Source organism: Cerasibacillus sp. JNUCC 74, assembly GCF_053667775.1.
Window position 1 is genome coordinate 1,677,439 of sequence record NZ_CM132207.1, and the last position, 24,623, is coordinate 1,702,061.

Consider the following 24,623-nt stretch of genomic DNA (forward strand, 5'->3'; position numbering starts at 1 on the left):
TTTTATGAATCAACTAAATGAACTTAAGAACCAATTTTTAATTATAATAGATGTTTTGCGGAAATATGGAGACAATTCCAATAAGCCCCAAATTTTAATAATCGAAGAAATATTAAACATATTAGAGAGTAATGAAGAAGATATGATTAAATTTGAAAAAATAAAGGTATTAAACAATAAGTTATATCCTCCAAGAGGGGGGTTAGGAGAGTTTTTTATTTGGGATGATGATTTTGATAAGAGAATAGAGAAGAATGAGGTATTAGAGTATGCAAAAGGTTTTACCTGGAAGATACTAAATTCATAATGGATTTACTGGTTCAAGGAATGGCGAAGTGATTCCAGAGTGGAGATTCGATAATAGGGTTCATCCAAAAGAAGGAGTAAAACTATATAGAGTAAAAACTGGAATTGAATAATTAGTTGCAACATTTAATGGTGAAGTTTTCGAACCTGTAATGAAATGAGGCGATAGATATGATAAAAAATGGGTATTATGTTATTTATGAAGGTAAAGAATATAAAGTTAGTGAAGGTGAGAACGGTAATTTTTCAGTAATAACTAAAGACATAAATAAGTGTGATGAAAGTTTTAAAACAATTTATCCTGGAAATGTATACAAAAAAACAAATTAATTTAAAAGAATTAGAAGAATACTATTATATAGAATCTCGTGCAATTTATAAAAATAAACCTTTTAATGTCATGTCAAATGAAAAAGATGGAAAAGTTTACTTAGGAACAGGAGATGCAAAACTTGCAAGAGAGTTTAATTTTGATCGAACAGACAAATATTATTATGAAAAATGGGTTCCAAAAGAAGACGTTGAAATAATTGAAGAAAGAAAAGATATACCGATAGAAAAAAATAGATGATTTTAATAAAGCAGTAGTTTAAGTAGGAAATATATATACTTAAATTACTGCTTTATTTAGAGAATTTTAAGGGAACCCAGGGATAAAAAAGGACTTTAAATGAGATGCTTTTTATTTAATAGTCGAAGGCTTCAGCTTTAAACAAAATTAAACAACTAGAATGGGGATAAGTGGATAAATTATGGCTATTCGAGATTCTGTTCCAAAAATTACAGCAGATACAAAAGATACAGAAGAACATCCCAGCAGGAGATATTCGGGTGGAACTGGGTTTATTAGAAATTCGATTACGGAAGAAGTCTCGAACCCTATTGCATCTGCAATAATTAGATGACGCAAAAGAACACTACTTTTTTTATGAGTCGTGGACTAGTCGCTGCAGGGGTCGATGGAGAGGTTAAAACATTTTCTGCACCTCCATCAACATTAATTCAAACAATACGAACAGGTGCGAGGTATGGAGTCCCAATTGTAGCATCTGTAATAGATTTTGGTTCTATGGTTTATAAAGGAGAAGATGTTACATATGCTGTTGTTAAAGCGGGTGGACACTTAGGAGTGGATTAGCTGGTGCAAAAATTGGAGAAGCTGTGTAAGGTTTTTTCGGAGGTTTAGGTTCAGTATTTGGTTAGGAGGGCAAGCGTGAATAATAGGATGGTTCCAATTTATGGAAATAAGGATAAAGGAAGAATAGGTTATACTATATTACTTGATATTCAAACCCTGAGGGTATATAAAGCTTATCATAAAGAAGTAAACCGAACAGTTTATTGGACGTGTTTTTTAACTGCATTAATATTAATGAGAAATCTTCAAAATGTCAGCCTATCCACAGACAATCCTGCTTATATGGTGATTATAGTTTCAACTGGCATAGTCTTGAGTGTTATTATAGGTAGATATATTCATAAAAATTCAGCTTACAGTTTAAAAGAAATATATATCAAATGAGACGCTAAAAGACTATTTCAATAAAGGAAAAAAAGGTTTGTTTTTGAGTTGATACTTGCATCAATTGTTTTATTAGGTGCTATTCTATGTTTTGTTTTACTTTTGTTATACAATTTAATAAATTTATTATTACTTTCTTTTGTTTTATTTTTGGCTACTAGTATTGTGACGTCTAACTTTTCAAAAGCACGATTTAAATTATATAAAACAGGAATATAGTAAAAACTATAAGAAGTACAATATATCGCATAACATCAAAATATCAGTACAGTTAAATAGTTGGAGTTATAGGTTATTTTGATTATTCAGCATGTATTTATTGGAGGGTTAATTATGTTGAAGAAATTATCTGAAAGAGACTTTGCGGTATTAAGAGGACCTTTAGAATCAGGCAGGCAGAGTTCAAGCTCTCTTGCTTTTGCTTTAATGATAGCAATTTTTTTTCAGCCTTTAATGATTTTTTTAGTTTATATTGTAGCAGCGGATGACTCAATTTATCCCTATAAAAATACCATCTTTTATATTCATGGTTTTATATCAAGTATTATTTTTATCATGTCTATTATATATTCTATACCATTTTTTTATAAAAAAGCTCAAAAAATACAGTATTTAACTGCTATATTTGCATCACAAAATATAGGCGGAGTTTGCTTTTATATTGCGGGAGTATTCTTAATTGGGCAGGAACAATCAATTGATGTTCGTTCCCTAATGATATTCACCTATGTAACTATGACGTTAGGTTTATTGATATTTATTTTCACATCTATTCGTTTTTATATTTTACTAAGGAAAGGTGAATATAGAGCGGGTTCAAAAAAAGGTGAGATAAGATATAAAGCAGAGCAAGGAATAAAATTCTACTTATCTCCAATTATAGTAGGAAGTATAGCTTGTTCAATTTTTAATAAGGAATATTGGATTTTTAGATATTGAATCCATTTTTATGATTACTTTATGTATTTTGCTTTTTTATGCAATGATGTTTGTTCTCCCTGAGCAATTGGTTATTTTATATTGTAAATACCGCTTTGATAGCTTTAACTTTAACAAACGTGGAGAATTAAACCCAATGGGAAGAAAGGGTGCTTGAGTTGAAACTGGAAATTAGACCGCTAACATTTGACAATGTATTAACTTATTCAACAAATGACTTACGAACAAACTGGCAAGAAAGTATTTCCATAAAAGTGATAAAAAGTACCATGATAACTATGAATGTATCTTATATAAAAAGACAGAACATAAAGTCACAATATAGAGGAGCGAAATTTAGATGAGTTATCGATTGGGAGATGGCATAATTTCGTGTCTATATATAAATGCTGACGGAAACAGAGTACAGTGTTAGATAACAGGACTGATAGAATTTAATTTTTTTGTAAATTTGTGCTCTTCTGCTAGACTTATTTTTTCTTCTGTTGTTCAGTGTTCAAAAATTAACCATTCTTAAATTATCTTACTTAGCAGTATTACGTGTGTTACTTTATATAAATATCAAATTTAATTACTACCACATTATATTTTCTCCTAAATCCATCCGTTTATTGGCGAGTTTGAATGTTCCTCGTGCATATCTTTCTATAATATTTCAATATGAAATTTTACGAGTATTTAGAACTAGTAAAAAAGTCATAAAAAATTGCTAAATGTATCCGATTTCGTGTGGCGATTTATGATATATTCACGTTTAGAACATTCAAACAAAAATATAATAATAGGAGTGAAAGTAATGAAAGCAGCAGTATGGTATGCCAAAAAAGATATTCGCGTTGAAGATGTAACAGAACCAGTAGTGAAACCAGGGGAAGTAAAGATTAAAGTAGCTTGGGCAGGTATTTGTGGAAGTGACCTTCATGAATATGTTGCAGGGCCGATTACGATTCCAACAGAAGAGCCGCATCCTTTAACCAATAAAACAGCTCCAGTAATTATGGGACATGAATTTTCAGGAGAAATAGTAGAAGTCGGTGAAGAGGTACAAACTTTAAAAGTCGGTGATCGTGTTGTCGTTGAACCGGTTATTTCTTGTGGGGAATGTAATTCTTGTCGCCAAGGATTTTACAATAATTGTGAACGTATCGGATGCTATGGGATGTCTGGTGTTGGCGGTGGATTTTCTGAGTATGCTGCTGTTACATAAGATTCCAAAGAAATTAAGTTATGAACTGGCAGCTCTAGTTGAACCTATGGCAGTATCTTTGCATGCAGTTAGGCAAAGCAGATTAAAAGCAGGAGATTCAGTAGCAATATTTGGAGCAGGACCAATAGGTTTATTAACTATTCAAGCATGTTTACTTGCAGGAGCAGAAAGAGTATTTGTTGTTGAATTGTCTGAAGAGCGGAGAAAAGTGGCAGAAAAGCTAGGAGCTATAACCATTAATCCATTAGAAGTTAATACCGTTGCAGAAATTTTAAACCAAACCAATGGAGGAGTAGATGTCAGTTTTGAAGCTACTGGGGTTTCTGTTGTACTGCAGCAAGCCATCGATAGTACAAAAATGGCTGGTGAGGTAGTAATTGTCAGCCTTTGGGAATCAAATCCTGAACTAAGTGCCAATACGGTTGTATTTAAAGAGATGAACATTGTTGGGTCGATTGGTTATAGAAATATTTTTCCTACCGTCATTCAACTTATTGCTGAGGGACGATTGAAAGTGACTGACTTGATTACGAAAAAAATAGATTTAGATGATATCGTCGATGAAGGATTTGAAACATTACTGAACGATAAGTCACAAGTAAAGATATTAATTAAACCATAATTATCTAACCACACGCCGACCATAGATAGTTGGCGTGTGGTGTTATATAAGTGCATATTCTAAAAGTTAACATCACATAACCTTTAAAAACTACTGTTTCTTTATTCTTAAAAAACGGAGATGTATTGCTACTGGAGCATACTCTGTCCGGTCGAGTATATTAAAATTTCGGGACTTTCTCACGTCATGCCTTACAAACTCAAGGTTATCAAAAGAGAGGGGATGAGTGTATTTTTTTGCATCTTTCTGCGCATTGGCACAATAAGGTGTACCACCACATTTAGTATAGAGCCTGAAAAATCCACTCATCTTTTAAGAGCAAACAAATCCGTTGTTCATGTTATGTTACCTGATTTTTTAAATTTTCTCTGCCAGCTTGTTAGCGTAACGTTGATAATAGAACACACCTATTATTCCCCATATTGCCATGAAAAGTAAAGATGGCGTACTTAATTGACCAGGAGAATGGGGAGTAATCAAAAGAATGATAAAGCTGAAACTAATGATCATTCCTATACAAGTTAAAAGTTGATCGAATCGAGTGCTTGCTTTTTTATAGCTAATCAAGCAAACATAAACATAAGCAACAGCTGCAAGAAATGAAGCCATGTCAACAATATAAATAATGACTTCTCGTCCGAACCATGGGGCAATTAAACTAATAGCTGTAATAAATAATACACTGTTGATCGGAACACCATTCTCTGTTTGCTTCATATATTTTCTATGACAAAGCTTATAAGAGGATAATGAAGATAACAGGTGACTGCTACTAATCATAAAACCATTAATTCCCCCTGATACAGCAGTCATTAGAGCAATAACTAATAGTAAAAACCCAAAATTGCCAACATGAGTTATTACAGCTTCACCTAATGCCCAATCGAGGTGTTTCGCCTCGGAAGGGGAAAATGCTAGAGAAGTAATAAAGTTTAACAGGCTGTATATCATTACTCCCGAAAAAATTCCAAGAATCGCTATCCGAGTTGTTTTTTCCGGTTTGAAGTTTAATTGTGTTGCTACCTGAGGGATAATGTCAAACCCAACAAACAGAAACGGAATAATAGCTACTACTTTTATTACTTCACTAAACTGGAAACTATAATGATTAACATAATGTTCTTTTAAAGTCATTGTACCCGTTTCAGATAGCATGGCGATAAAGACAATGAATATATTAAGCACTAAAAATAAAACCATGATGTTTTGCACATTAGAACTTTTACGCAGCCCGCGAATATTAATGATAGTAAAGAATATAATGATCAAACTCGCCATAACTACATCAGATAAATAGACTGGATTTCCAGCAAGATCATAAAGGTGAATCCAGTCGATGGCAGAACCAAATAAAATTTTAACAACCAATACAAAAGCTGTTGCATTAAGGGGAACAATGCTCAAATAACAAAGGATTAGAGCCCACCCTACAATAAAGCCATGTAACCTGCCTAGATTTTTATATGTGTAAGAGAAACCACCGCCATCTTCTGCATGTTGCTGCATCATAATATGATAGCCCTTCTGAATAAAAATAATGGCGATTCCACCAATACATAATCCGATTGTCGTATTGATAACACCTGATTCCGGAAGAAATTTAATCCCGGGAAGCGTGAAAGCTCCCCAACCTATAATAGATCCCAGTACTAAACTTAAAATATCAAAACGATTGAGTTTATTTTTCATTACACATCACAGATTACTTAAAATTATAAGCTGTAACGATTTTGTCTCTTCCAGTTACTTGATCATTGTAATATTCATATAGACAAATGCCTAAATAAGATCCAGAGATATTGTATATATTAGTATAGCCCAAATGTTGCAATGCCGTGACAGCATTATAACTTCTTTGACCAGAACGGCAATGTACATAGACGGGTTGGTCTTTCGGTATTTCATCTAAGCGTTTTCTAAACTCACTTAGCGGAATATTGACAGCAGTTTTTACATGACCTTTTTCATATTCATGTTTTTCTCTTACGTCCATAATAAATGCATTATTTTCTACTAATTCTCGTACTTTTGTTACAGATACCTGTTTGAAAGCTCCATGTAATCGATTTAAGGCAACCAATGCTGCAAAGTTAACAACGTCCTTAGCGGTACCGAACATTGGTGAGTAACAGAGTTCTAATTCTTTTAAATCCTCTAGTGTCCCGCCCATTGTAATCATCGTTGCGATAACATCAATCCGTTTATCTACGTTTCCCTTTCCAATTGCTTGAGCACCTAATATTTTTCCAGTTGGATATTCATAAATTAATTTAAAATGGATAGGACTACTTTCCGGCATTAATCCTACTTTATCATTTGGTATAATATAGACAAAATCATATGGAATACCTGCGCGCTGAGCCTGTTTTTCATTTAGACCAGTGCCTGCAGCGTTTTGATCAAATACTTGAATACAAGAAGAACCAATGACTCCGTTATGACGATGTGGTATATGATAAATATGATCTGCTGCTGCTCTTGCTTGTCGTTGGGCAGGGCCGGCAAGAGCTAATCGAGTAGGTTCATGTGTCAGTTTATGGTAAACTTCAATAGCGTCCCCTACAGCGTAAATATCTTTATCGTTAGTCTTATAATTATGATCCACTTTAATACCGCCAGTTACACCAATCTCCAGCTCGGCATTTACTGCTAATGTTGTTTCTGGCTTCACACCAATAGCCATGATAACCGCATCTGCCTCTAGTATTTTACCAGATTGTAGTTCAATAGAATTTTCTTTAATTTTTGCTAGCCCGTCATTTACGATGACATTTACGCCTTTATCAAGCATTTCTTTATGAAGAATTTGCGCCATATCATAGTCAAAAGGAGCCATAATTTGGTTGCTAAATTCAATTAATGACACTTCTAAACCAGCTAAACGAAGATTTTCAGCAACTTCAATGCCAATAAAACCCCCGCCAATTACTGCAACTTGTTTGACGTGATCCTGCTTTACATAAGCATTTAAATTAGCAATATCTACGACGTTACGAACGGTAAATACATGAGAGTAATCTACACCGGGCAAATCAGGAACAATTGGATTGGCTCCAGGGGATAATACTAGTTTGTCGTATGTTTCTTCATAGTTTTCACCTGTAGTTAAATCCTTCACGGTGATTGTTTTATTTCTGCGGTTAATAGCAATAACCTCACTGTTTACACGGGTCTCAATATTATATTGGTTTTTGAATTGCTTTGGGTTCATTAGTACAAGATCATCACTATTTTCAACAATACCACTTAAATGAAACGGTAAGGAACAGTTTGAAAAAGAAACATGAGGTCCTCTTTCAAACATAATGATTTCTGCATGTTCATCCAATCTTCTTGCTCTTGCAGCAGCAGAAGCTCCGCCTGCCACTCCACCAACAACAACAATTTTTTTATTCATTTTCCTGTCTCCTTTAGTTAAGAAACTTTTTTCCTGCTTGTTCAGTTCGTTTTTGGAATTAACATATTGTGCTATTAATCACATAGTTGATACTAGTATCATAGCAAATAATTGTGAGTTTGTACACATACCTGTATCGGTATATGCACAAACGATTAAGTATACTATTTTTTTACTTGTAAGTAAGATTTTTGTTCAACGATTCACAAATTAACTATTAAAAAATACGTTTGAGTATTTAAAATACACGTTTAGCAAGCATGTTCCCAATAATTCCACCAAGTGCTAAGAATAAGAAGAAGATCCAGCCGGAAAGGGAAAAATTGGCAATAGGAGTAAACAATGCTCCCACATTACAGCCGTTAGCTAGGCGAGTACCTAATCCCATTGATAGTCCACCTAATGCAAATAAAGCTATTTCTCTTTTTCGAATATGTGCACCTTGTAAAAACATCGTTTTCATTTTACCAGCTGTTAATAAATAGATAACAGTTCCTACTAGGATTCCAAAATTTTGCACTGAAACTGGATGTTCAAAAAATGGCATAACAAACGGTTCTGTAGACATCTTTGTAAAGGAAGCAATGGCCTCTGGTGAAACACCTAAGAACATTAATAATTTCCCAAACCAAATCCCAAATGGTGTAGAAGCTCCCCAGCCGGCTTTGGTAACTCCCATTAATAATACAAATAATATACTAATCACAATAGCTCCTTGCTTCAAGGTCCAAGGTTTGATAAAAATACGGCGATATGTTTCATAACTGAATAGTTTATAGTCTTTACTATCAAACGTATCAGGTAAATCTTGCATTCTTTCGGTTAGATGTCCATGATAACTATGATGCTCTTTTCGTTTTCTTTCATAGCGATAAGCAAAATAAACGGTTATACCACAAAATAAAGCCGTGAGCAAGACAGCTCCTAAATATCCTCCAAGCCCGTCCCATTTAAATAAGTCTGGTAGAAAAACTCCACCTTGTAATTGATTGCCTGTAGAAGATGTAACCCAAGAGTTAGTCACCCAAGTAGCTGTATGTTGAATTGGAAATCCAATGAATATACCAAAACCAAAGAATAATAGTGTAATAAACGCTCTCGGGAAACCTGTTGCTAGATCTGTTAGTACACCTGAAGCACAGCATGAAGAAAATGCCATGCCAAATCCAAATAATAGCCCACCTGCTATAACACCAAAATTAATTGGATTAATCCATAGATCATAGTTAGCTGGGTCAGATAAAAATAAAAAAGTAGTTGTTGCTAGAGCGGTCATAAAGAACATGAACATCATCGCTCGTAACAATTTTGTTGAACCAGTAGTATACGCACGATTAATACTGCCGGCAAAACCGGTATATGCACGTGTCAAAGTGTAACCTAGACCTGTTCCAATCAATAATCGAAAGAAAAGTAGATCCGTCTTTAGCAAGATATTACCAAGTACAAGAACTGATATAATTCCTATAATTCCCAAAACGTACTCAACCTTATGCAGTTGTCCTGCCTGAATAACTTGCTGTTTTTTTATTTCTGCTTCCATCTTTAAACTCCTTCCAATAGCTTGTTTATCATGTGAAAAATTTCACATGAATAGTATATAGAGGTGGCTCCAAAATATCAACCAAATAAACTTAGTCTCCAGTAATTATTCATGGAAGGGTAGTTTTGGATGTAGAAATTATAAAAAAGTAAAGTTAATGTTAACCAAATCAACAAAAAAAGCATGTACCAAAAAAGCACATGCAAAAGTAATTTCTTCAATTATTGTTTTTTATCCCGCATCTAAGGTCCGTAAGACTCCCACTTCAAGAGCCTTGAGTTGATACAAAAGGGTCTAAGTGGGAGAAAACGGCACCTAAATGCCCGATTCGTTCAATCTAACATTCAGTAGGAGATGGAAGAAAACTCCTACTGAATGAAGTTTCACTTTATGCACGTTTACGCTCTGATTTGTCGACGACAGCTGCGCCAACAATATCACCCATCACGTTGGAAGCAGTACCAGCCATTCCGATCAGCGCATCCACCCCGGCAATTAACGCAACAGTTTCTAAAGGCAGACCAAACATACTTAAAACAGCAGATAATGTCACAAGTCCTGCAGCAGGTACGCCTGCAGTGCCAATCGATAACAATGTACCGATGACTACGATACTTAGAAAATCGAGCGGGGAAAGACTTAAATTGGTAATATTTGCTGCAAAAACCAATGATACTCCCATGCGCAGTGCTCCTCCGTCTGAGTTGAAAACAGCACCTAGTGGCAGGGCGAAGTTAGCAGTAGTTTCGGAAATCCCGACTTTTTTTGCTGAACGAATTGCGATTGGTAGCGTAGCGATACTGCTAGATGTAAAAAAGGCAGTCGTATAAGCTTCTTTTGTTTGTTTAAAAAACGCAAGCACAGGTGTATTCGAAAATTTTAAAAAGGCTGTATACACGAATAACCACAATGATGCAATACCAGCATAAAAGACAAGTGTGAACGTTAATAAGGATTGAAAGGTTGCCAATCCTTGGCTTCCAAATGCTGTGGCACTAATCGCAAAAATGCCAATTGGTGCATATAAAAGCACACCTTGCAATATCTTGTAGAACATTTCATTTAATGCTGTAAAAAAAGTATTGAGTAAATTCCCATATTCGATCATTTTTTTATCGGAAGCATGTCTCATGGTTGAAATAGCAATCCCAATAATGACTGCAATAAATAAAATCGCCATTAGATTACCAGAAGTGAAGGCGGAAAAAATACTTTCTGGAACAATCTGTAAAATAATATCGGAAAAGCTAGGTGTTTCCGGTTTTTCTACTGTGGTGTCTGGTAAAGAAAGGTTTTCTCCTGGATTAATCCATAAGGCTAATCCAAGTCCGATAAGTACTGCACAAGCAGTAGTAGCTATATAGTATAGAATAAGCTTTCCGCCCATGCGACCTAGCTGAGTCATATTCATTTTGTTTACTGCTAATACGACTGTAAGAAAAATAACCGGAATGGCAATTAAGCTAAGTAAATGTATAAGTAATGTTCCTAACGGTTCGAGTATAGTTGTTTGTTGCCGGAAAAGAATTCCTGCAAATATACCAAGCAAAAATGCTGTTGTCATTTTTATTATAAAGGATGTTTGTTTGTAACGTCTCCATAAACGCATAATATTTATCGCCTTCTTTTATATTGATTTTATATATTTCTTATCGTACCAAAAAAAAGGCTTTCCTTCAGTTTCTATGTACTATTTAAGTTTTACTTTATACCGTACAACAAATAGGAAGCTGTTAACATTTTGAAAAAACTGTGACGAATAAGCATTTTCATTACTTTTTTTATCGTTTTGAAATGGAATTCAGTTATAATAGGTTGGAAAGTGAGGAGGAAGTCCATGACTAAGCTATTATACTTTATTATTATTGTTGCATTTATTGATACTTTTATCCAACTACCTATTATTACTCCGTATGCAGTTGGTTTAGGTGCTTCTCATGTGTTAACAGGAGCAATTGTGGCTGTTTATTCACTTACCAATATGGTTGGAAATATTCTTGGCGGGCATTGGATTGATAAATATGGTAGAAAGCGAATGTTATTTACCGGTATGGTTTCTGTTACCATTATTTTATTGCTCTATCCGCTGGCTCAATCCGGATATCAATTGTTGGCGATTCGATTTTTACATGGACTGGCAGGTGGCTTTTTAATTCCAGCGGCATTTGCGTATGTCGGAGATAAGACAAAAGAAGGAGCGCAAGGGAAGACAATGGCGTTTACTGGAGCTGCCATCGGACTAGCTGCCATTATCGGTCCGGCTATAGGCGGAGCTATGGCTGCACGTTCCGAAATAGAATATGTATTTTTATTTGTTGCCATCTTATTTGTTATTACATCGTTTTTAGTACTTCGATATATTGAAGAGTCTTTTGTCTCGCGTGATAGGGGGAAGGTTCATATGAAACATTTCATCCCGCTATTAAAAAATCCAATGTTGTTACAAGCCTCCTTGGCTGCATTTGCAATTATGATAAGTAACGGAACATTGGCATTTGCTCTACCGTTAAAGGTCGAAGCCATTGGTTTGGATACTAGTGTGACCGGAGCATTATTGAGTACGTTTGGTATTGTTGCCATCATTATTTTTTTGACTCCGATAAACAGAATCTATGATCATATGAAACCATTAACATTAGTGGAAATCGGAATTTTTCTGGTAGGCTGTTCTTTGCTGTTCTTAAGCTATATCACAACCTTTTGGACGGGGATACTGGCAATGATTATTTATGGAACCGGTTTTGCTTTTATTTTTCCATCCATGAACCGAATGGTAGCAGAAGGTTCTACTCAAATGGATCGGGGAAAAGCGTATGGAATTTTTTATGCTGCTTTCTCATTAGGTGTCGTAGCAGGATCATCCATTTCTGGTGCTATTAGTGAACTGTTTGGGATTCCTTTTATATTTATCGCTGTTATTATGTTCATTGCTTGTACTAGTTTGTTTATTGGTCGAATGCGCCAAAAATAAAACTCATATTAAACGAAAACAAGGGAGAGAAAATTCTCTCCCTAAATTTCTTCTACTGGCAATAGTTCCACATCATAGAATAAATTTTGTAAAAGTAGAATTGGTTTGAATCCGAAGCATGCTACTGTGATAGCATTATAAAGATTCAATAGGATAGGCATAAAGCAAGCTTTGGCAACAATATAGCGAATGAAGTAAAAAACGCTTTTCTTTAAGGACAAGTAAGATTACTAGGCACTTCGCACGTCGAAAGAGTATTCTTCTTTTCACAGAGATTCATTTTTAGCCTCTCCGCTTCACTTCAAGAAAAGTTCCTCTAAATGAAGCTTCCCATTATTGTACATCGGCAATTTCTTCACTTTTTATTAGAAAAAGATCCTTTACCGACGTGCTATGCGTATTTGAATAATTTCGGACAAGATATTCTCCAACGCAATAGCCAAGCATTTTTGGATGAAACTGTGAACCGTAAAGTAATTGAATGTATTTTTTACTTCCTGCTTTCAATCGAGCATTGGGCAATATGAGTTTGTTCCAAAAACGTTTTAGCGTTTCATCTGTATATTTTCCGATATAGGTAGCTGTATAGTCTTTACCTAACCGTTTTCGGACAGCATATTCTGCCATTCCCTCTAAAATAATCGTATCTAATAATGTATATTTCTCTTCCGGTTTTTGGTATTTATTTAAACGGCAGACATGATTATATTCATGGGTAAGAAGTGCATGTATTTCGCTTTCGGTATTCCCTTCATGGACAAAGAGAAAGATTTTATCTTTAAATGTTAATCCCGATTTTCCATTATATTCTTTCATCAGTCTATGATTCGTATCAGAAGGGAATATAAAAATTGGCACGTCAGGCCCATTCCATTCCTTTTTTAATTTCGCGTATTCGATATCAATTATTTTCCAAATTTGTGCATCTTGCATTTGTTTAATCCGCTTTTTCGATAATGGTTTTCGATACATTCCATACTTAGTAAGATGAGAATAAATCTCTTTCGCCTCTGCATTTGGAAAATAGGATTCAACTCGCTTGGTTATTTTTATCGGATGATTGTAATCCTTTAACAACCATTCATCTGTTCGAACTACTCCGCTCATTTGATCACTCCTTAAACAAGTTGAAGTTTTAGATAGCATATGCAAATGAATGGAAAAGATTTCATTTGTAGCCAATTCGATGGTTTTAACATAGAGTATTGGAGAAAAATCATTTTGATTAACAGAAGCTTCATATAGATAAGTTAAAAATGGGAGTCAGGTGAAAAAATGAATTATCTGGACAGTTTAGCTAATCTTGGAGTGGGTGGAGCACATCCGGGAGGTTTGCAATTAACGAAGGCCATGTTAAAAAAAGAACGAATTGGTCCAGAAACATTTGTGCTGGATATTGGTTGTGGAACGGGGCAGACGGCTGCTTTTATAGCAGAAAACTACTCATGTTCGGTCACAGCAGTGGATAATCATCCATTAATGATAGAAAAAGCTGTACAAAGATTTAAAGATAGCAACTTACCAATTACAGCTATATGTTTAGATATAGAGAAATTAAAACTTGATCAGCAGTTTGATATGATCGTTGCAGAGTCTGTATTGGCGTTTACCGATATCTCATCATCTCTATCTTCCGCTATCCAGGTTTTACGGTCAAATGGGCGGTTGTTGGCAGTAGAAATTGTAGTGGATTCAAGTATGTCCAAATCGGATCAAGCGTTGATTATGTCATTTTATGGATTCCATAAACTATTAACAGAAACGGAATGGAAGGACAAATTTTTTCAGGCAGGTTTTAAGCAAATTGAAGTTGATCAGCCAATCATAGATCCTTTATCAATCAGCTTAGATGATGCGCAAGATTTTCATTTCTCTGAGTCACAAGTGGATGAGGCACTAGATTTACTACATGAACATCAAGAGCTAACTCAAGCTTACAAGGATGTACTTCATTATCGAATATTTCGTTGTTCGCGGTAAGAGAGGAAAGCAAATAAAAAAGGATAGGAGCAGTTTAACATTTATCGATTAGCGATGCCTATAAGTTATTCTGTGTTTCGTTTTGTAAAGTAAGGTCTCGTTATTGTTGGTAGATTATCTAAAGTTAAAGAGCTAACAGCAAGAATAGAAAGTGCTCAAGGTGAGGGTTACGAATCTCCCTTGCCAGTTTTCTGATAAAGAGAAGCCTTCATGCGAAAATTTGAGTTATATGTGCAGGAGACGGGAAACTTTTAAACGAATATCGATTTAGAATGAAGTGCGGTTTTAAGAGAACTGGTAAAATGTTTGGACACATGCATGTTGGAATTAAACCTGACATGACATGATTACAATGGCAAAAGGAATTAAGCGGGTACTTACCATTACGGTTGTAAGAAAAGATATCTATAAGGTATTTAAACAGCAACAAGAATTTTCTTTTCGCCATGTGAATCCAATTGAAGGAAACCTGGCAGTATGTGCAGTTGCGCTAAAAAATATGGAGATTATCGCGGAAGAAAACTTATCCGAGCGGGAAGCTTTATATGGCGAAAAACTGCTAGGAGTTACAAGAACTGTATGACCATTCATATGTTGGGGATATACGAGAATTGGGTTTATTAGCAGGTATTGAATTAGTTGAAGATAAAAAACGTAACAGCCTATAAGTCCTGATATAATTGGGAAAATAATGAGTGATTGTAAAGAAAAAGGATTAATTATTAAAAGGAACGAGGATACGATTACCAATTGTAATAATATTCTTACAATGTGTTTCCCTTATCCATAAGTGATAAGGAACTAGCGTTTATCATTACTATATTGAAACAAGTGTTTCATAAACACAAAAAACGAATTAGTACAGAAGTAGAGGAAGTGTTATTCGGAAAACAACTTTACACTTAGCAGATGAACTCAAATGAAATGGGCTCATCTTTTTTGTTTTTGTCAGTAGTTGCTTTTCTAAACTGTTGTGCATAGGCTATAGAACAGGTTTTTCAAATATAAGAGGGTGTTCGAAAAGTGCGTAATTATGGGGTAGCCAATTTTTCTGTTATATGTTTTGGAGTTCTAGTGTACTATTCTACCTGTAAAAACGTCTTCACAACTGTCGTTGAGCTTATCCTCTTATCAACACGTAATATAAAGGAGAAGAAATTTATGTCAAGTTATCCATATCTTATGTATCCCGGGCCAATTTATCTGGTCCCTATGTATCGTACTAGACAACAGTTTCCATCTGTAACTACAACACATTTTTTTGCTTCAGCTAATGAAATTAAACAGTTAATGAATGATGCTCATATTGTTATAAATAAACTATCCACTTCCAAACAATTTGATAAGCAAGTAATGAATGCAGCTCAAAAGTCAGACGAAAAGGAAGTTAAACGATTAATTGAATCTCTAAATATTAAGTCAATCGTGGATGTTAAATTCAATCCCGATTATTTACTGCTAAGATTCAGACAAAAAACAGTAGAGAACGTACCAGCTTGCTGTTCATTAACACTGGTATTAAAGTGGAGTTAAAAATAGCGTTTAATTGCAAAGTGAATACTTCCCCCATATATCGGAACCGGAATAGCGAATGGTGGTGTGTCCATGCAAAGCGGCATTTAAATAGCTGATTTGTTCAGAAATAGAAGTCGTTGACAACAATAGCATTCACGAAAATAAAGCGGAATTCTTTTTTTATACTATAGGAAAGTATAAAACTTTAGGCTTTATCGTATAAGAAAAGCGATAACTTTCTCCATAAAGACTTGGCGACAAGCCAAGTTTTTCTAATAACCTTTTGATTACTTATTTTGGTTTAATACTATTACAAGAAGTAATAAAAAGTTGCAATTAGAACAGCTGGTTAGACGATAGAAATTGCTTTATACTATAAATATAGTAAAAAACCAATGTTAGATATATGTTTAGTTGACAAGATGGTTTGTTAGCTAAATATAATCTTCTTTTTTTATACTAAAGGAAAGTATAAAACTTTAGGCTTTATCCCGCATGTAAGGTGCCGTAAGTTTCCCACTTCAAGTCCTGAATTGATGCAAAAGAGTCTAAGTGGCAAAAAACGGCACCTAAATGCCCGATTGGTTCAACTAACATTCCGTGTAAAAAGCATTCCACGGAATGAAGTTTCACTTTATCCCGCATGTAAGGTGCCGTAAGTTTCCCACTTCAAGTCCTGAATTGATACAAAGGGTCAAAGTGGTAGAAAACGGCACCTAAATGCCCGATTGGTTCAAGGGCCTTTAGGTCATACTCTTGTGGTACTAACATTCAGTAGAAGAAAACCCTTGCTGAATGAAGTTTCACTTTATTTTATAGAGAAAAACAATAGCTTTTGCCATAAAGATTTGGCGACAAGCCAAGTTTTTCTAATATAACATGCATTTTGGGGAGGTAGTTTCTTAGATGAAATTTTTTCATACTGCCGATTGGCACCTTGGAAAGCTTGTTCAAGGTGTTTACATGACAGAGGATCAGAGACATATTATGCAAGAGTTTGTACAAGCTGTTGAGGATGAACAACCAGATGCTGTGATTATTTCAGGAGATCTTTATGATCGAGCGGTTCCGCCAACAGAAGCAGTGCATTTACTAGATGAAATCTTGGATAAGATCGTACTGCAATTGAATATACCTGTACTAGCTATAGCAGGTAATCATGATAGTCCCAGCCGGCTGGACTTTGGCAGCAAAATCATGCGTGAAAACGGCTTGTATATTGTTGGACAGCTGTCTAAACATAATAAACCTGTTGTTTTAAAAGATAAGCATGGTGAAGTTCATTTTCATCTCATCCCTTATTGTGATCCAAGTGTTGTTCGTAACGCTTTTGGTGATGATCAAATCCGTAATCATAATGATGCAATGGGGAAAATTATTGAACAGATAGAAGCTGCAATGGAACCAGATGCAAGGCATGTTTTTGTTGGACATGCGTTTGTTACGCCTTATGGGGAAGAGGAAGCTAATACAAGTGAATCGGAACGTCCACTAGCGATTGGTGGTTCTGAATATGTGGATGCAGGACTGTTTAAAAACTTTCATTACACGGCATTAGGTCATCTCCATCAAGCTCATTATGTAAATGAACCAACCATTCGCTATGCCGGTTCACCATTAAAGTATTCTATTTCGGAAGAGTATCATCGAAAAGGATTTTTAATGGTAGAAATGGATGGAGAAGGGAATATTGAACTTGAAAAAAAATGGTTGACACCAAAAAGAGATATACGAACAGTAGAAGGTTCATTAAAAGAAATCCTGCAACAGTCGATTAACGAAGATTATGTGTTTGTAAAATTAACGGATGAAACGCCTGTGCTTTCGCCAATGGAAAAAATACGTTCAGTTTATCCTAATGCGATGCATGTAGAACGAAAAATCAACTTTGCAAAATCAGGTGATTCTAATCAGGTTAAATCGGTTGAACGGACAAAAATGACGGATACTGAACTATTTCAAGCCTTTTACAAAGAAGTAAAAGGGTATGAACCAGATGAAGAAACGATAAAGATGTTCCAGGGAGTATTGAATGATCTTTTAACAGATCAAAACGAAACAAAAGATTTAACTCATGTAACCAATTAAATAACGCTGTGAAGTTGATGGGGGTTGGAAAGGGTGAGTGAAGTTGAGGCCAGTAAAATTAACCATGATTGCGTTTGGGCCGTATAAGGATAAAGAGGTCATTCATTTTAATGAGTTGGGTGATCATCGTTTGTTCGTTATCGCTGGTAATACTGGAGCGGGAAAAACAACCATTTTTGATGCGATTTGTTTTGCGTTATATGGTGCTGCCAGTGGCCAAGATCGAGAAAATAACGCCATGCTGCGAAGTGACTTTGCAGATGATCATGTACATACAGCTGTGGAGCTGGTGTTTCATTTAAAAGGAAAAACATATCGGATTTTGCGGCAAATGGGTCATGTAAAAAAAGGAAATAAGACCAAAACTGGAGAACGATATGAGTTTTTTGAAATAATCGATGATGAAGAAGTTCCTTGTGTGGATAGACAAATCGTATCAGAGATTGACAGAAAAATAGAACAGCTAATTGGATTAACTCAGGATCAATTTAAGCAAATCGTTATGTTACCACAAGGGGAATTTCGCAAATTATTAACATCACAAACCGAAAACAAAGAGGAAATTTTACGCAGACTATTTAAAACGGAAACTTATAAAGCCATTGCCGATCGGTTTAAACAAAAAAAGCAGGAGACAGAAGAAGCTTTTAGGCAAGCAGAACAAGAACGTCAACAATACATTGCTCATATTTATGCAACACTTCCAAGCAGAAAAGAATCTTCCCTATTTAAAACGTTGGAGCAAGAAAATTATAATATGAATCAGATATTACAAGGTCTTGATGAAGAATGTTTGCACTATCAGAAGCAAATAGCGGAAGATAAACAGATGTGTGAGCGTGCTTATCTGGATCATGATAAAAAGCAAAAGGAGTTTTATCAAGCAAAAGCGATAAATGAACGTTTTATCGAACTCAAGCAAAAAGAGGCACGCTTAAAAGGGCTTGACCAACAGAAATCAGCTTATAAGCAGAAAGAGGAACAGTTAAACAAAGCAGAACGAGCTCAGCAAATCATTCCTTTTGAACAGCAGCAGAAAGAATGGCTGCAAGAAGAAGAAAGTAAAACACAGGCTTTAGAAGTAGCAGAGCGAAATAAACAATTCATCAATGAACAGGTTGAGCAGGCAGATGCATTGTACAAAACGGAAGAAAAACGCGCGTCAGAAAGAGAAGCACTTCATAAGCAACTAGATAAATTAAATGATTATTTACCAACAGTTAAACAAATAGATAAAATGAAACAGCATCTAAGTGAATTAGAAAAGCAAAAAAAAGCTGCTTCTGAGGCATTGAACACGATCGATGATAAGCGTGGTAAACAAAGTAAAGAGATAGAACAGTTTGATAAACAAATAAATAAGCTTGAGAGTTTTGTAGATAAGCTTCCTGATATGCAAGAACAATTAAATATGATGCGTGAACAATACAAACTTGTACATGAATATCGCAGGTTAACTGAAAAACAAATCCTACTTAAAAATGAAGTGAATCAAAGAGAAAAAGTAGCCATGCAAATGAAAATAACCTACAATAAGCTGGAACAAACATGGATGAATAATCAAGCTGCTTTACTGGCAACACATTTACATGATGGTGGGGCATGTCCTGTGTGTGGGAGTTTAAACCATCCACATAAAGCAAATCAGCAAAAGGCGATTGTTTCCAAAGAACAATTGGAAAAAGCAAAGCAGCAATATGATAGTTTAGATAAAGAGTTTCGAGAAGTGGCGGCTAAATTAAGTGCCATTCAGGAACAGATAAAAGAAAAAGCAATAGATGTGGAGAAACATGGAATAGAACTGATCGAAGTAAAGCAAAAAGAAGAACAGTTGGCTTTTTCAGGAAAACAATTAAGCAACAAGGTTGAACAGCTGAAGCATAGACGGAATAAATTAACCGAATTGAAACGCCAAACGGAAATGCTGAGACTTTCCTACAAAGAATTGGAAGAAAACCAGAAACAGCAAGAACGACGTTATCATCAATTAGAGAGGGAGCTAGCTGAAGCACAAGCACGCTATCAGGAAAGAATAAGATCCATTCCTGAAAACATGCGAATGTTGATAGATCTAAACCAACAAATAACGCGAACAGAAAGACAATTAAAGCAACTGGAGAAGGCATGGGAAGAAGCACAAAAGAAGCAACAGCAATCGAAAGAGGCACAAACCAAGGCCCTATCAGAGGTTAATCACGCACATAAGCAATTACAAGAAACGATTCATAGACGTGAAAAAGCAGTTCTTCAATTTAAGCATGCATTGGAAAAACAACATTTTTCCTCTGAAGCAAGCTATCAAAGAGCTAAAATGAAAGAATCCCACCGTTTAGCATTAAAAGAAGAACTGGAGCAATTTAGACAAACACAAGCGACTTTAGAGAAGCAAGTAGAGGAATTAAAAGCAATGCTAAAGGATAAACAACAATTGGATTTATCCAGCATCCAAAATGAGTTAAACCAATTGAAGGATAAATATGAAACAGCTATGGAGAAATGGAATGCATCCAAGCAATATTATCAAGAGGCATTAGCCTTAAAGCAAAATATTCAAACAACAAACGAAAGATTCGATAAACGAGAACAACAGCTACAGATCATAACCGATTTGTACGATATGATTCGGGGACAAAATAATCGCAAAGTATCATTTGAACGCTATTTGCAAATTGAATATTTAGAGCAAATTATTGCTGCTGGAAATGAACGGTTGAAGGAATTATCAAATGGACAATATACCTTTATCCGCAGTGACCGCCAAGAATCCCATGGGAGACAGAGTGGGCTTGCTCTGGATGTCTATGATGCATATACGGGTCAGACGAGAGATGTAAAGACATTATCAGGCGGCGAAAAGTTTAATGCTTCACTTAGTTTAGCTCTTGGAATGTCTGATGTAATCCAAAGTTTTCAAGGAGCCATATCGATTGATACCATGTTTATTGATGAGGGCTTTGGAACGCTGGATGAGGAAGCATTAAATAAAGCCATTGATACATTAGTTGATCTTCAACAAACAGGCAGGATGATTGGGGTTATTTCTCATGTGCAAGAATTAAAGACGATTTTTCCTGCTGTGCTTGAGGTATCTAAGTCTAAAGAAGGCTCTAGCAGAACTAAGTTTTTAATTAAATAATGCTGATGAATGATTGGATTTAGATGCAGCAAAGTGTATGGGAGCAAGGGATTTGCTGAATAATAGCTAAGATCGAGTCGGGAAAAGCTGTTAACATCGTGTGTAAGAAAACTTATGTTAGAGTCTAAGCTGTTTAACTTGCTGTCTGTAATGTCCGTGCGTTCCTTTTAAAGGGAGGATAAAAAATTATCCATTTAAAAACCGGGAACTTTTCCGGTTTTTTTGCTCTCTAAAAAACAGTATCCGTATCTAATGGTGAATAACTTTTTTAAAAGTAGTTTCGTCTGCTTAAGCGTTTGTGCTGTTAGCTAACTTCGATCCTCTCCTGTTTTAGAGGCATGTTTTCTTTATCTAAGTTGTAAGGAACTGTATTTTTTATTCCAAAAACAGAGTAAAAATTATTTTATCCGCATAAACACTAGATTTATCAATGCTTTTTAAGGATTTAACAAGTCATTTTACTACTAATTTACCACTTATGAATGAGTCTTGATACAACTAAATATCCTAGAAAAGTAAGAATAATAAAAGATACTTCCATTGTGAAATTGAATATGTAATAGGTAGACACTTCAAATTGAGGTGTCTATTTTTATACCCAAATTGAAAGGACGTGATAACACGAAACAACACACAGGAGCGTTGTCCACCGTATAACATCAATTGGATAGATAAGATTCAATTTTAAGAAAGGATAGGTAAAAATATGGAACTTAAATTTGTAATCTCAAACATGGAAAAGATATTTGGCAACTTAGAGTTTACTGGAAAAGACAAGACGGAGTAGAGAAGAATCAATGGTGAATGACTGTATTATCTCGCAGCTTCAATCTCTACTCCAATGTTCAAAGAGCAGATGATATTTGCGGTTTCCCCAAAAGCACTTTGACTTTGAAAAACGTGTAAAACTGATTAACCCACATATTACTGCAAAGAATTATAAAATCGGCACTCGTGGCTTCACAAATTACATTTAAATGCTGATGACATGGTAAAAGAATAAAGAAAGAGAGGAATTTATTTTTAAGATTAGCAAATGGAATTGTTATTGATAAAGACGCAACGTTTTGAAATGTTGAAGTTTTCGCTCTGCCATCGTGAAGTAAGAATTCAAAATGAAGATGGTATGGTATCAGATGAAATCAAAGAGCGTACCTATGACTTAAAGCCCAAAGGACAAGGACGAATGATTCAAGTGAGCATTCCTGCCAGTGTTCCCCTAAAAGAGTTTGACTACAACGCACCTGTAGCTGGCAAAATAGTTGCCCTAATACAAAGTAAACGGAAAGGAGACAATCAAGCATGAAAAAGTATCTTTCCCGTGGCAAACGGATTCATGCGACGGATAAAGACTTAGTATTCCATTTTACCATTGCTACCTTGCTGTATTTCTGCTGATTGTCTTGCTGTTTCATAGCAAAGCAATCTTGCAGACTTACATCATATTGTGATATGCTGTAAGCCTTTTTTACTATCTACTCCTAATTGGAAAGCACACTTCTGTCAACAATTTTTCTGGTTCATTCTGTGTTTTAGGCGAAATATGGTATATATTCATAATATTTCCGCATAGATCATAATTATTTTCCAAAATCCAATGTGATAACTCATCATTGACAGCCTCCAGTTGAGAATAACCACCCTCACAAGTTAAAGCAGCGACTAAAATAGCAGGAATCTTTTTAAATCGTGTATGTACGGTATCTGGATAAGTACCAACTACCGATTGCTGTACTTCTACATCAACCTTATCGTCTGAATCTGTTTCATAAATTACTGCAATATCATAACTTGGGCTTGCAAACTGAACATTTAATTCCTTTGTTTCTTCCCTTAATCTATTCCATAATTCTCCCTCTTGTGAATACCATGATAGCTTACTACGACAGCTAATTACATTTCTTTTTGGTATTTCTTTTACAGCAATATCAAAACTTTTGGGATTGTTACTGTTTTTCAAATCCTGAATCGTATTTTTTAACAAAGTGATTTGCCTTTGTAAAGCTTGTAAATCTTCATTTTTTTGTGAAAGTTGCAATTCTAAATATGCTTCAAGACTATTGGTGTCACCATACTCATTTAAAATTTGTTTAATCATTGTAAGACTAAACCCCATTCGTTTTAACGCTTGAATTCGATTGGCAATGGGTAGTTGTGTTTCGTCATAGTAACGATAGTTTGTAAAGTTGTCAATTTGGGCTGGCTTTAATAAGTCGATTTCATCATAATAGCGTAACATATGGATACTAATTTTTGATAATAAAGCAAAATCTCCTATCTTCAACATCTGTATCAACTCCTTTCTTGTACCTAATATCATAAACGATTACATTGTGATAACGTCAAGGGTTTTTTTCTTTTTTATTGTGGTAGCGATTTTTTTGTTTACTGCTATTGACTCTCACACTATCCGAGAGTGTACGATAGAGACAATTCAAAGAATGGAGGTATAGAATGGACGCTATTGCAATTAAAAAGCTAACAAAAACATATGCTGATAAGAAAAGTGCATTAAATGAATTTGACTTATCGGTGAAACAAGGAGAAATTTTTTCTTTATTAGGTTCAAATGGAGCAGGTAAAACAACATTAATCAATATCCTTACCACTTTTTTGAAGCCTACAACAGGTAATGTTCAAATACTAGGTAAAGATTTAGAAAATGAAACACAATTTATACGTTCCAATATAGCCTGTGTAGCACAACATGTTTCGACTAATGATAATCTTACCTTGGAGGAAAATATGCGATTTCAAGGTCGTTTATATGGGCTAGACAAAGAGAGAATGAAAAAACGTATGAATCAGTTGGTGGATATTTTCAACTTGTCTGACTATATAGATAAAAAAACGGAAGCTTTATCTGGTGGAATAAAACGTAGACTGGATATTGCCATGAGTATGATGTCATACCCAAAAATTTTGTTTTTAGATGAACCAACAGTTGGAATGGATATTCAATCGAGGCAAAGCATGTGGGAAATGTTGAAAAAAATAAAAAAAGGATTAGGAGTTACTATTTTTCTCACTACCCATTATTTAGAAGAAGCAGATATGTTAAGCGACACAATATGTTTTATCAAAGATGGGAAAAAAGTACTTCAAGATTCGCCAGCAAATCTTAAACGTTTTACAAGCAAAAATATAATCAGAATCATTACCACGGATATTCAAGACTCTAGAAAACTTGAAGAGCTGCTACTTCAAAAAGATTATGTCAAATATGTTACTGTTAATGATCGTTCCCTCGACATACAAGTGAATGATAGTCAACTCAATTTTTTAGATTTAAATTATTATGTACTTCGTTCAAAGATAAGTTTCGAGGGAATAGAAATTATCGAACCGACTCTTGATGATATTTTTCTTGAGATTATTGATGAAAGGAAAAATTAGT

General features: G+C 35.0%; 21 protein-coding genes and 1 pseudogene. 16 read left to right on the forward strand and 6 right to left on the reverse strand.

Annotated elements, in window-relative coordinates:
• Window positions 1–4: 4 nt before the first annotated feature.
• The 7 genes and pseudogenes from JNUCC74_RS07310 to JNUCC74_RS07340 all read left to right on the forward strand — a co-directional run bounded on the left by JNUCC74_RS07310 (window position 5) and on the right by JNUCC74_RS07340 (window position 4,596).
• Window positions 5–307 (forward strand): hypothetical protein, encoded by a 303-nt coding sequence (locus JNUCC74_RS07310; protein WP_454067498.1) that lies wholly within the window; start codon window positions 5–7, stop codon window positions 305–307.
• 273 nt (window positions 308–580) lie between these two features.
• Window positions 581–877, forward strand: a complete 297-nt coding sequence (locus JNUCC74_RS07315; RefSeq protein WP_454067499.1) for a hypothetical protein — start codon at window positions 581–583, stop codon at window positions 875–877.
• Window positions 878–1,058: 181 nt separating this feature from the next.
• Window positions 1,059–1,211: a hypothetical protein gene (locus JNUCC74_RS07320; RefSeq protein ID WP_179104409.1), complete on the forward strand. Its 153-nt coding sequence runs from the start codon at window positions 1,059–1,061 to the stop codon at window positions 1,209–1,211.
• A gap of 23 nt (window positions 1,212–1,234) precedes the next feature.
• A complete protein-coding gene (locus JNUCC74_RS07325; RefSeq protein WP_454067500.1) occupies window positions 1,235–1,444 on the forward strand; it encodes a hypothetical protein in 210 nt (69 codons plus the stop codon).
• A gap of 75 nt (window positions 1,445–1,519) precedes the next feature.
• Entirely contained in the window at window positions 1,520–1,828 is a 309-nt protein-coding gene (locus JNUCC74_RS07330; protein ID WP_077320216.1) for a hypothetical protein, read from the forward strand.
• Window positions 1,829–2,161: 333 nt separating this feature from the next.
• A complete protein-coding gene (locus JNUCC74_RS07335) occupies window positions 2,162–2,767 on the forward strand; it encodes a hypothetical protein (protein ID WP_454067501.1) in 606 nt (201 codons plus the stop codon).
• Window positions 2,768–3,563: 796 nt separating this feature from the next.
• Window positions 3,564–4,596 (forward strand): annotated as a pseudogene (locus JNUCC74_RS07340) (2,3-butanediol dehydrogenase).
• A 357-nt stretch (window positions 4,597–4,953) separates the two neighbouring features.
• Here JNUCC74_RS07340 and JNUCC74_RS07345 read toward each other — a convergent pair.
• From JNUCC74_RS07345 to JNUCC74_RS07360, 4 genes are all read right to left on the reverse strand, one after another.
• The gene (locus JNUCC74_RS07345) at window positions 4,954–6,285 is read right to left on the reverse strand and encodes an APC family permease (RefSeq protein WP_454067502.1); all 1,332 of its coding nucleotides are present in this window, start codon (window positions 6,283–6,285) and stop codon (window positions 4,954–4,956) included.
• Between the two features lie 13 nt (window positions 6,286–6,298).
• A complete protein-coding gene (locus JNUCC74_RS07350) occupies window positions 6,299–7,993 on the reverse strand; it encodes an FAD-dependent oxidoreductase (protein ID WP_454067503.1) in 1,695 nt (564 codons plus the stop codon).
• A gap of 238 nt (window positions 7,994–8,231) precedes the next feature.
• A complete protein-coding gene (locus JNUCC74_RS07355; protein WP_454067504.1) occupies window positions 8,232–9,536 on the reverse strand; it encodes a YeeE/YedE family protein in 1,305 nt (434 codons plus the stop codon).
• 388 nt (window positions 9,537–9,924) lie between these two features.
• Window positions 9,925–11,145, reverse strand: coding sequence for a dicarboxylate/amino acid:cation symporter (locus JNUCC74_RS07360; RefSeq protein ID WP_454067505.1), 1,221 nt, complete (start codon window positions 11,143–11,145; stop codon window positions 9,925–9,927).
• Between the two features lie 228 nt (window positions 11,146–11,373).
• On the opposite strand from JNUCC74_RS07360, the gene JNUCC74_RS07365 reads away from it, so the two are divergent.
• The gene (locus JNUCC74_RS07365) at window positions 11,374–12,507 is read left to right on the forward strand and encodes an MFS transporter (protein WP_454067506.1); all 1,134 of its coding nucleotides are present in this window, start codon (window positions 11,374–11,376) and stop codon (window positions 12,505–12,507) included.
• A 333-nt stretch (window positions 12,508–12,840) separates the two neighbouring features.
• On the opposite strand, the gene JNUCC74_RS07370 is transcribed toward JNUCC74_RS07365, so the two are convergent.
• On the reverse strand, window positions 12,841–13,614 hold the full coding sequence (locus tag JNUCC74_RS07370) for a DUF2268 domain-containing protein (protein WP_454067507.1): 774 nt from the start codon (window positions 13,612–13,614) through the stop codon (window positions 12,841–12,843).
• Window positions 13,615–13,782: 168 nt separating this feature from the next.
• Here JNUCC74_RS07370 and JNUCC74_RS07375 point away from each other — a divergent pair, with 168 nt between their 5' ends.
• The 7 genes from JNUCC74_RS07375 to JNUCC74_RS07405 all read left to right on the forward strand — a co-directional run bounded on the left by JNUCC74_RS07375 (window position 13,783) and on the right by JNUCC74_RS07405 (window position 22,532).
• Entirely contained in the window at window positions 13,783–14,487 is a 705-nt protein-coding gene (locus JNUCC74_RS07375; RefSeq protein ID WP_454067508.1) for a class I SAM-dependent methyltransferase, read from the forward strand.
• 352 nt (window positions 14,488–14,839) lie between these two features.
• Window positions 14,840–15,070, forward strand: coding sequence for a hypothetical protein (locus tag JNUCC74_RS07380; RefSeq protein ID WP_454067509.1), 231 nt, complete (start codon window positions 14,840–14,842; stop codon window positions 15,068–15,070).
• Window positions 15,071–15,648: 578 nt separating this feature from the next.
• The gene (locus JNUCC74_RS07385; RefSeq protein ID WP_454067510.1) at window positions 15,649–16,020 is read left to right on the forward strand and encodes a hypothetical protein; all 372 of its coding nucleotides are present in this window, start codon (window positions 15,649–15,651) and stop codon (window positions 16,018–16,020) included.
• Between the two features lie 888 nt (window positions 16,021–16,908).
• Window positions 16,909–18,090, forward strand: coding sequence for an exonuclease SbcCD subunit D (locus JNUCC74_RS07390; RefSeq protein ID WP_454067511.1), 1,182 nt, complete (start codon window positions 16,909–16,911; stop codon window positions 18,088–18,090).
• Between the two features lie 43 nt (window positions 18,091–18,133).
• Window positions 18,134–21,226, forward strand: a complete 3,093-nt coding sequence (locus JNUCC74_RS07395) for an AAA family ATPase (RefSeq protein ID WP_454067512.1) — start codon at window positions 18,134–18,136, stop codon at window positions 21,224–21,226.
• A gap of 863 nt (window positions 21,227–22,089) precedes the next feature.
• A complete protein-coding gene (locus JNUCC74_RS07400) occupies window positions 22,090–22,203 on the forward strand; it encodes a DUF961 family protein (RefSeq protein ID WP_454067513.1) in 114 nt (37 codons plus the stop codon).
• A 59-nt stretch (window positions 22,204–22,262) separates the two neighbouring features.
• Window positions 22,263–22,532: a DUF961 family protein gene (locus tag JNUCC74_RS07405; protein ID WP_454067514.1), complete on the forward strand. Its 270-nt coding sequence runs from the start codon at window positions 22,263–22,265 to the stop codon at window positions 22,530–22,532.
• Between the two features lie 165 nt (window positions 22,533–22,697).
• Here JNUCC74_RS07405 and JNUCC74_RS07410 read toward each other — a convergent pair whose 3' ends face one another.
• A complete protein-coding gene (locus JNUCC74_RS07410; RefSeq protein ID WP_454067515.1) occupies window positions 22,698–23,513 on the reverse strand; it encodes a MerR family transcriptional regulator in 816 nt (271 codons plus the stop codon).
• Between the two features lie 167 nt (window positions 23,514–23,680).
• Between JNUCC74_RS07410 and JNUCC74_RS07415 the strand changes: the two genes are divergently transcribed.
• Entirely contained in the window at window positions 23,681–24,622 is a 942-nt protein-coding gene (locus JNUCC74_RS07415) for an ATP-binding cassette domain-containing protein (RefSeq protein WP_454067516.1), read from the forward strand.
• The last annotated feature ends 1 nt before the right edge of the window (window position 24,623 follow it).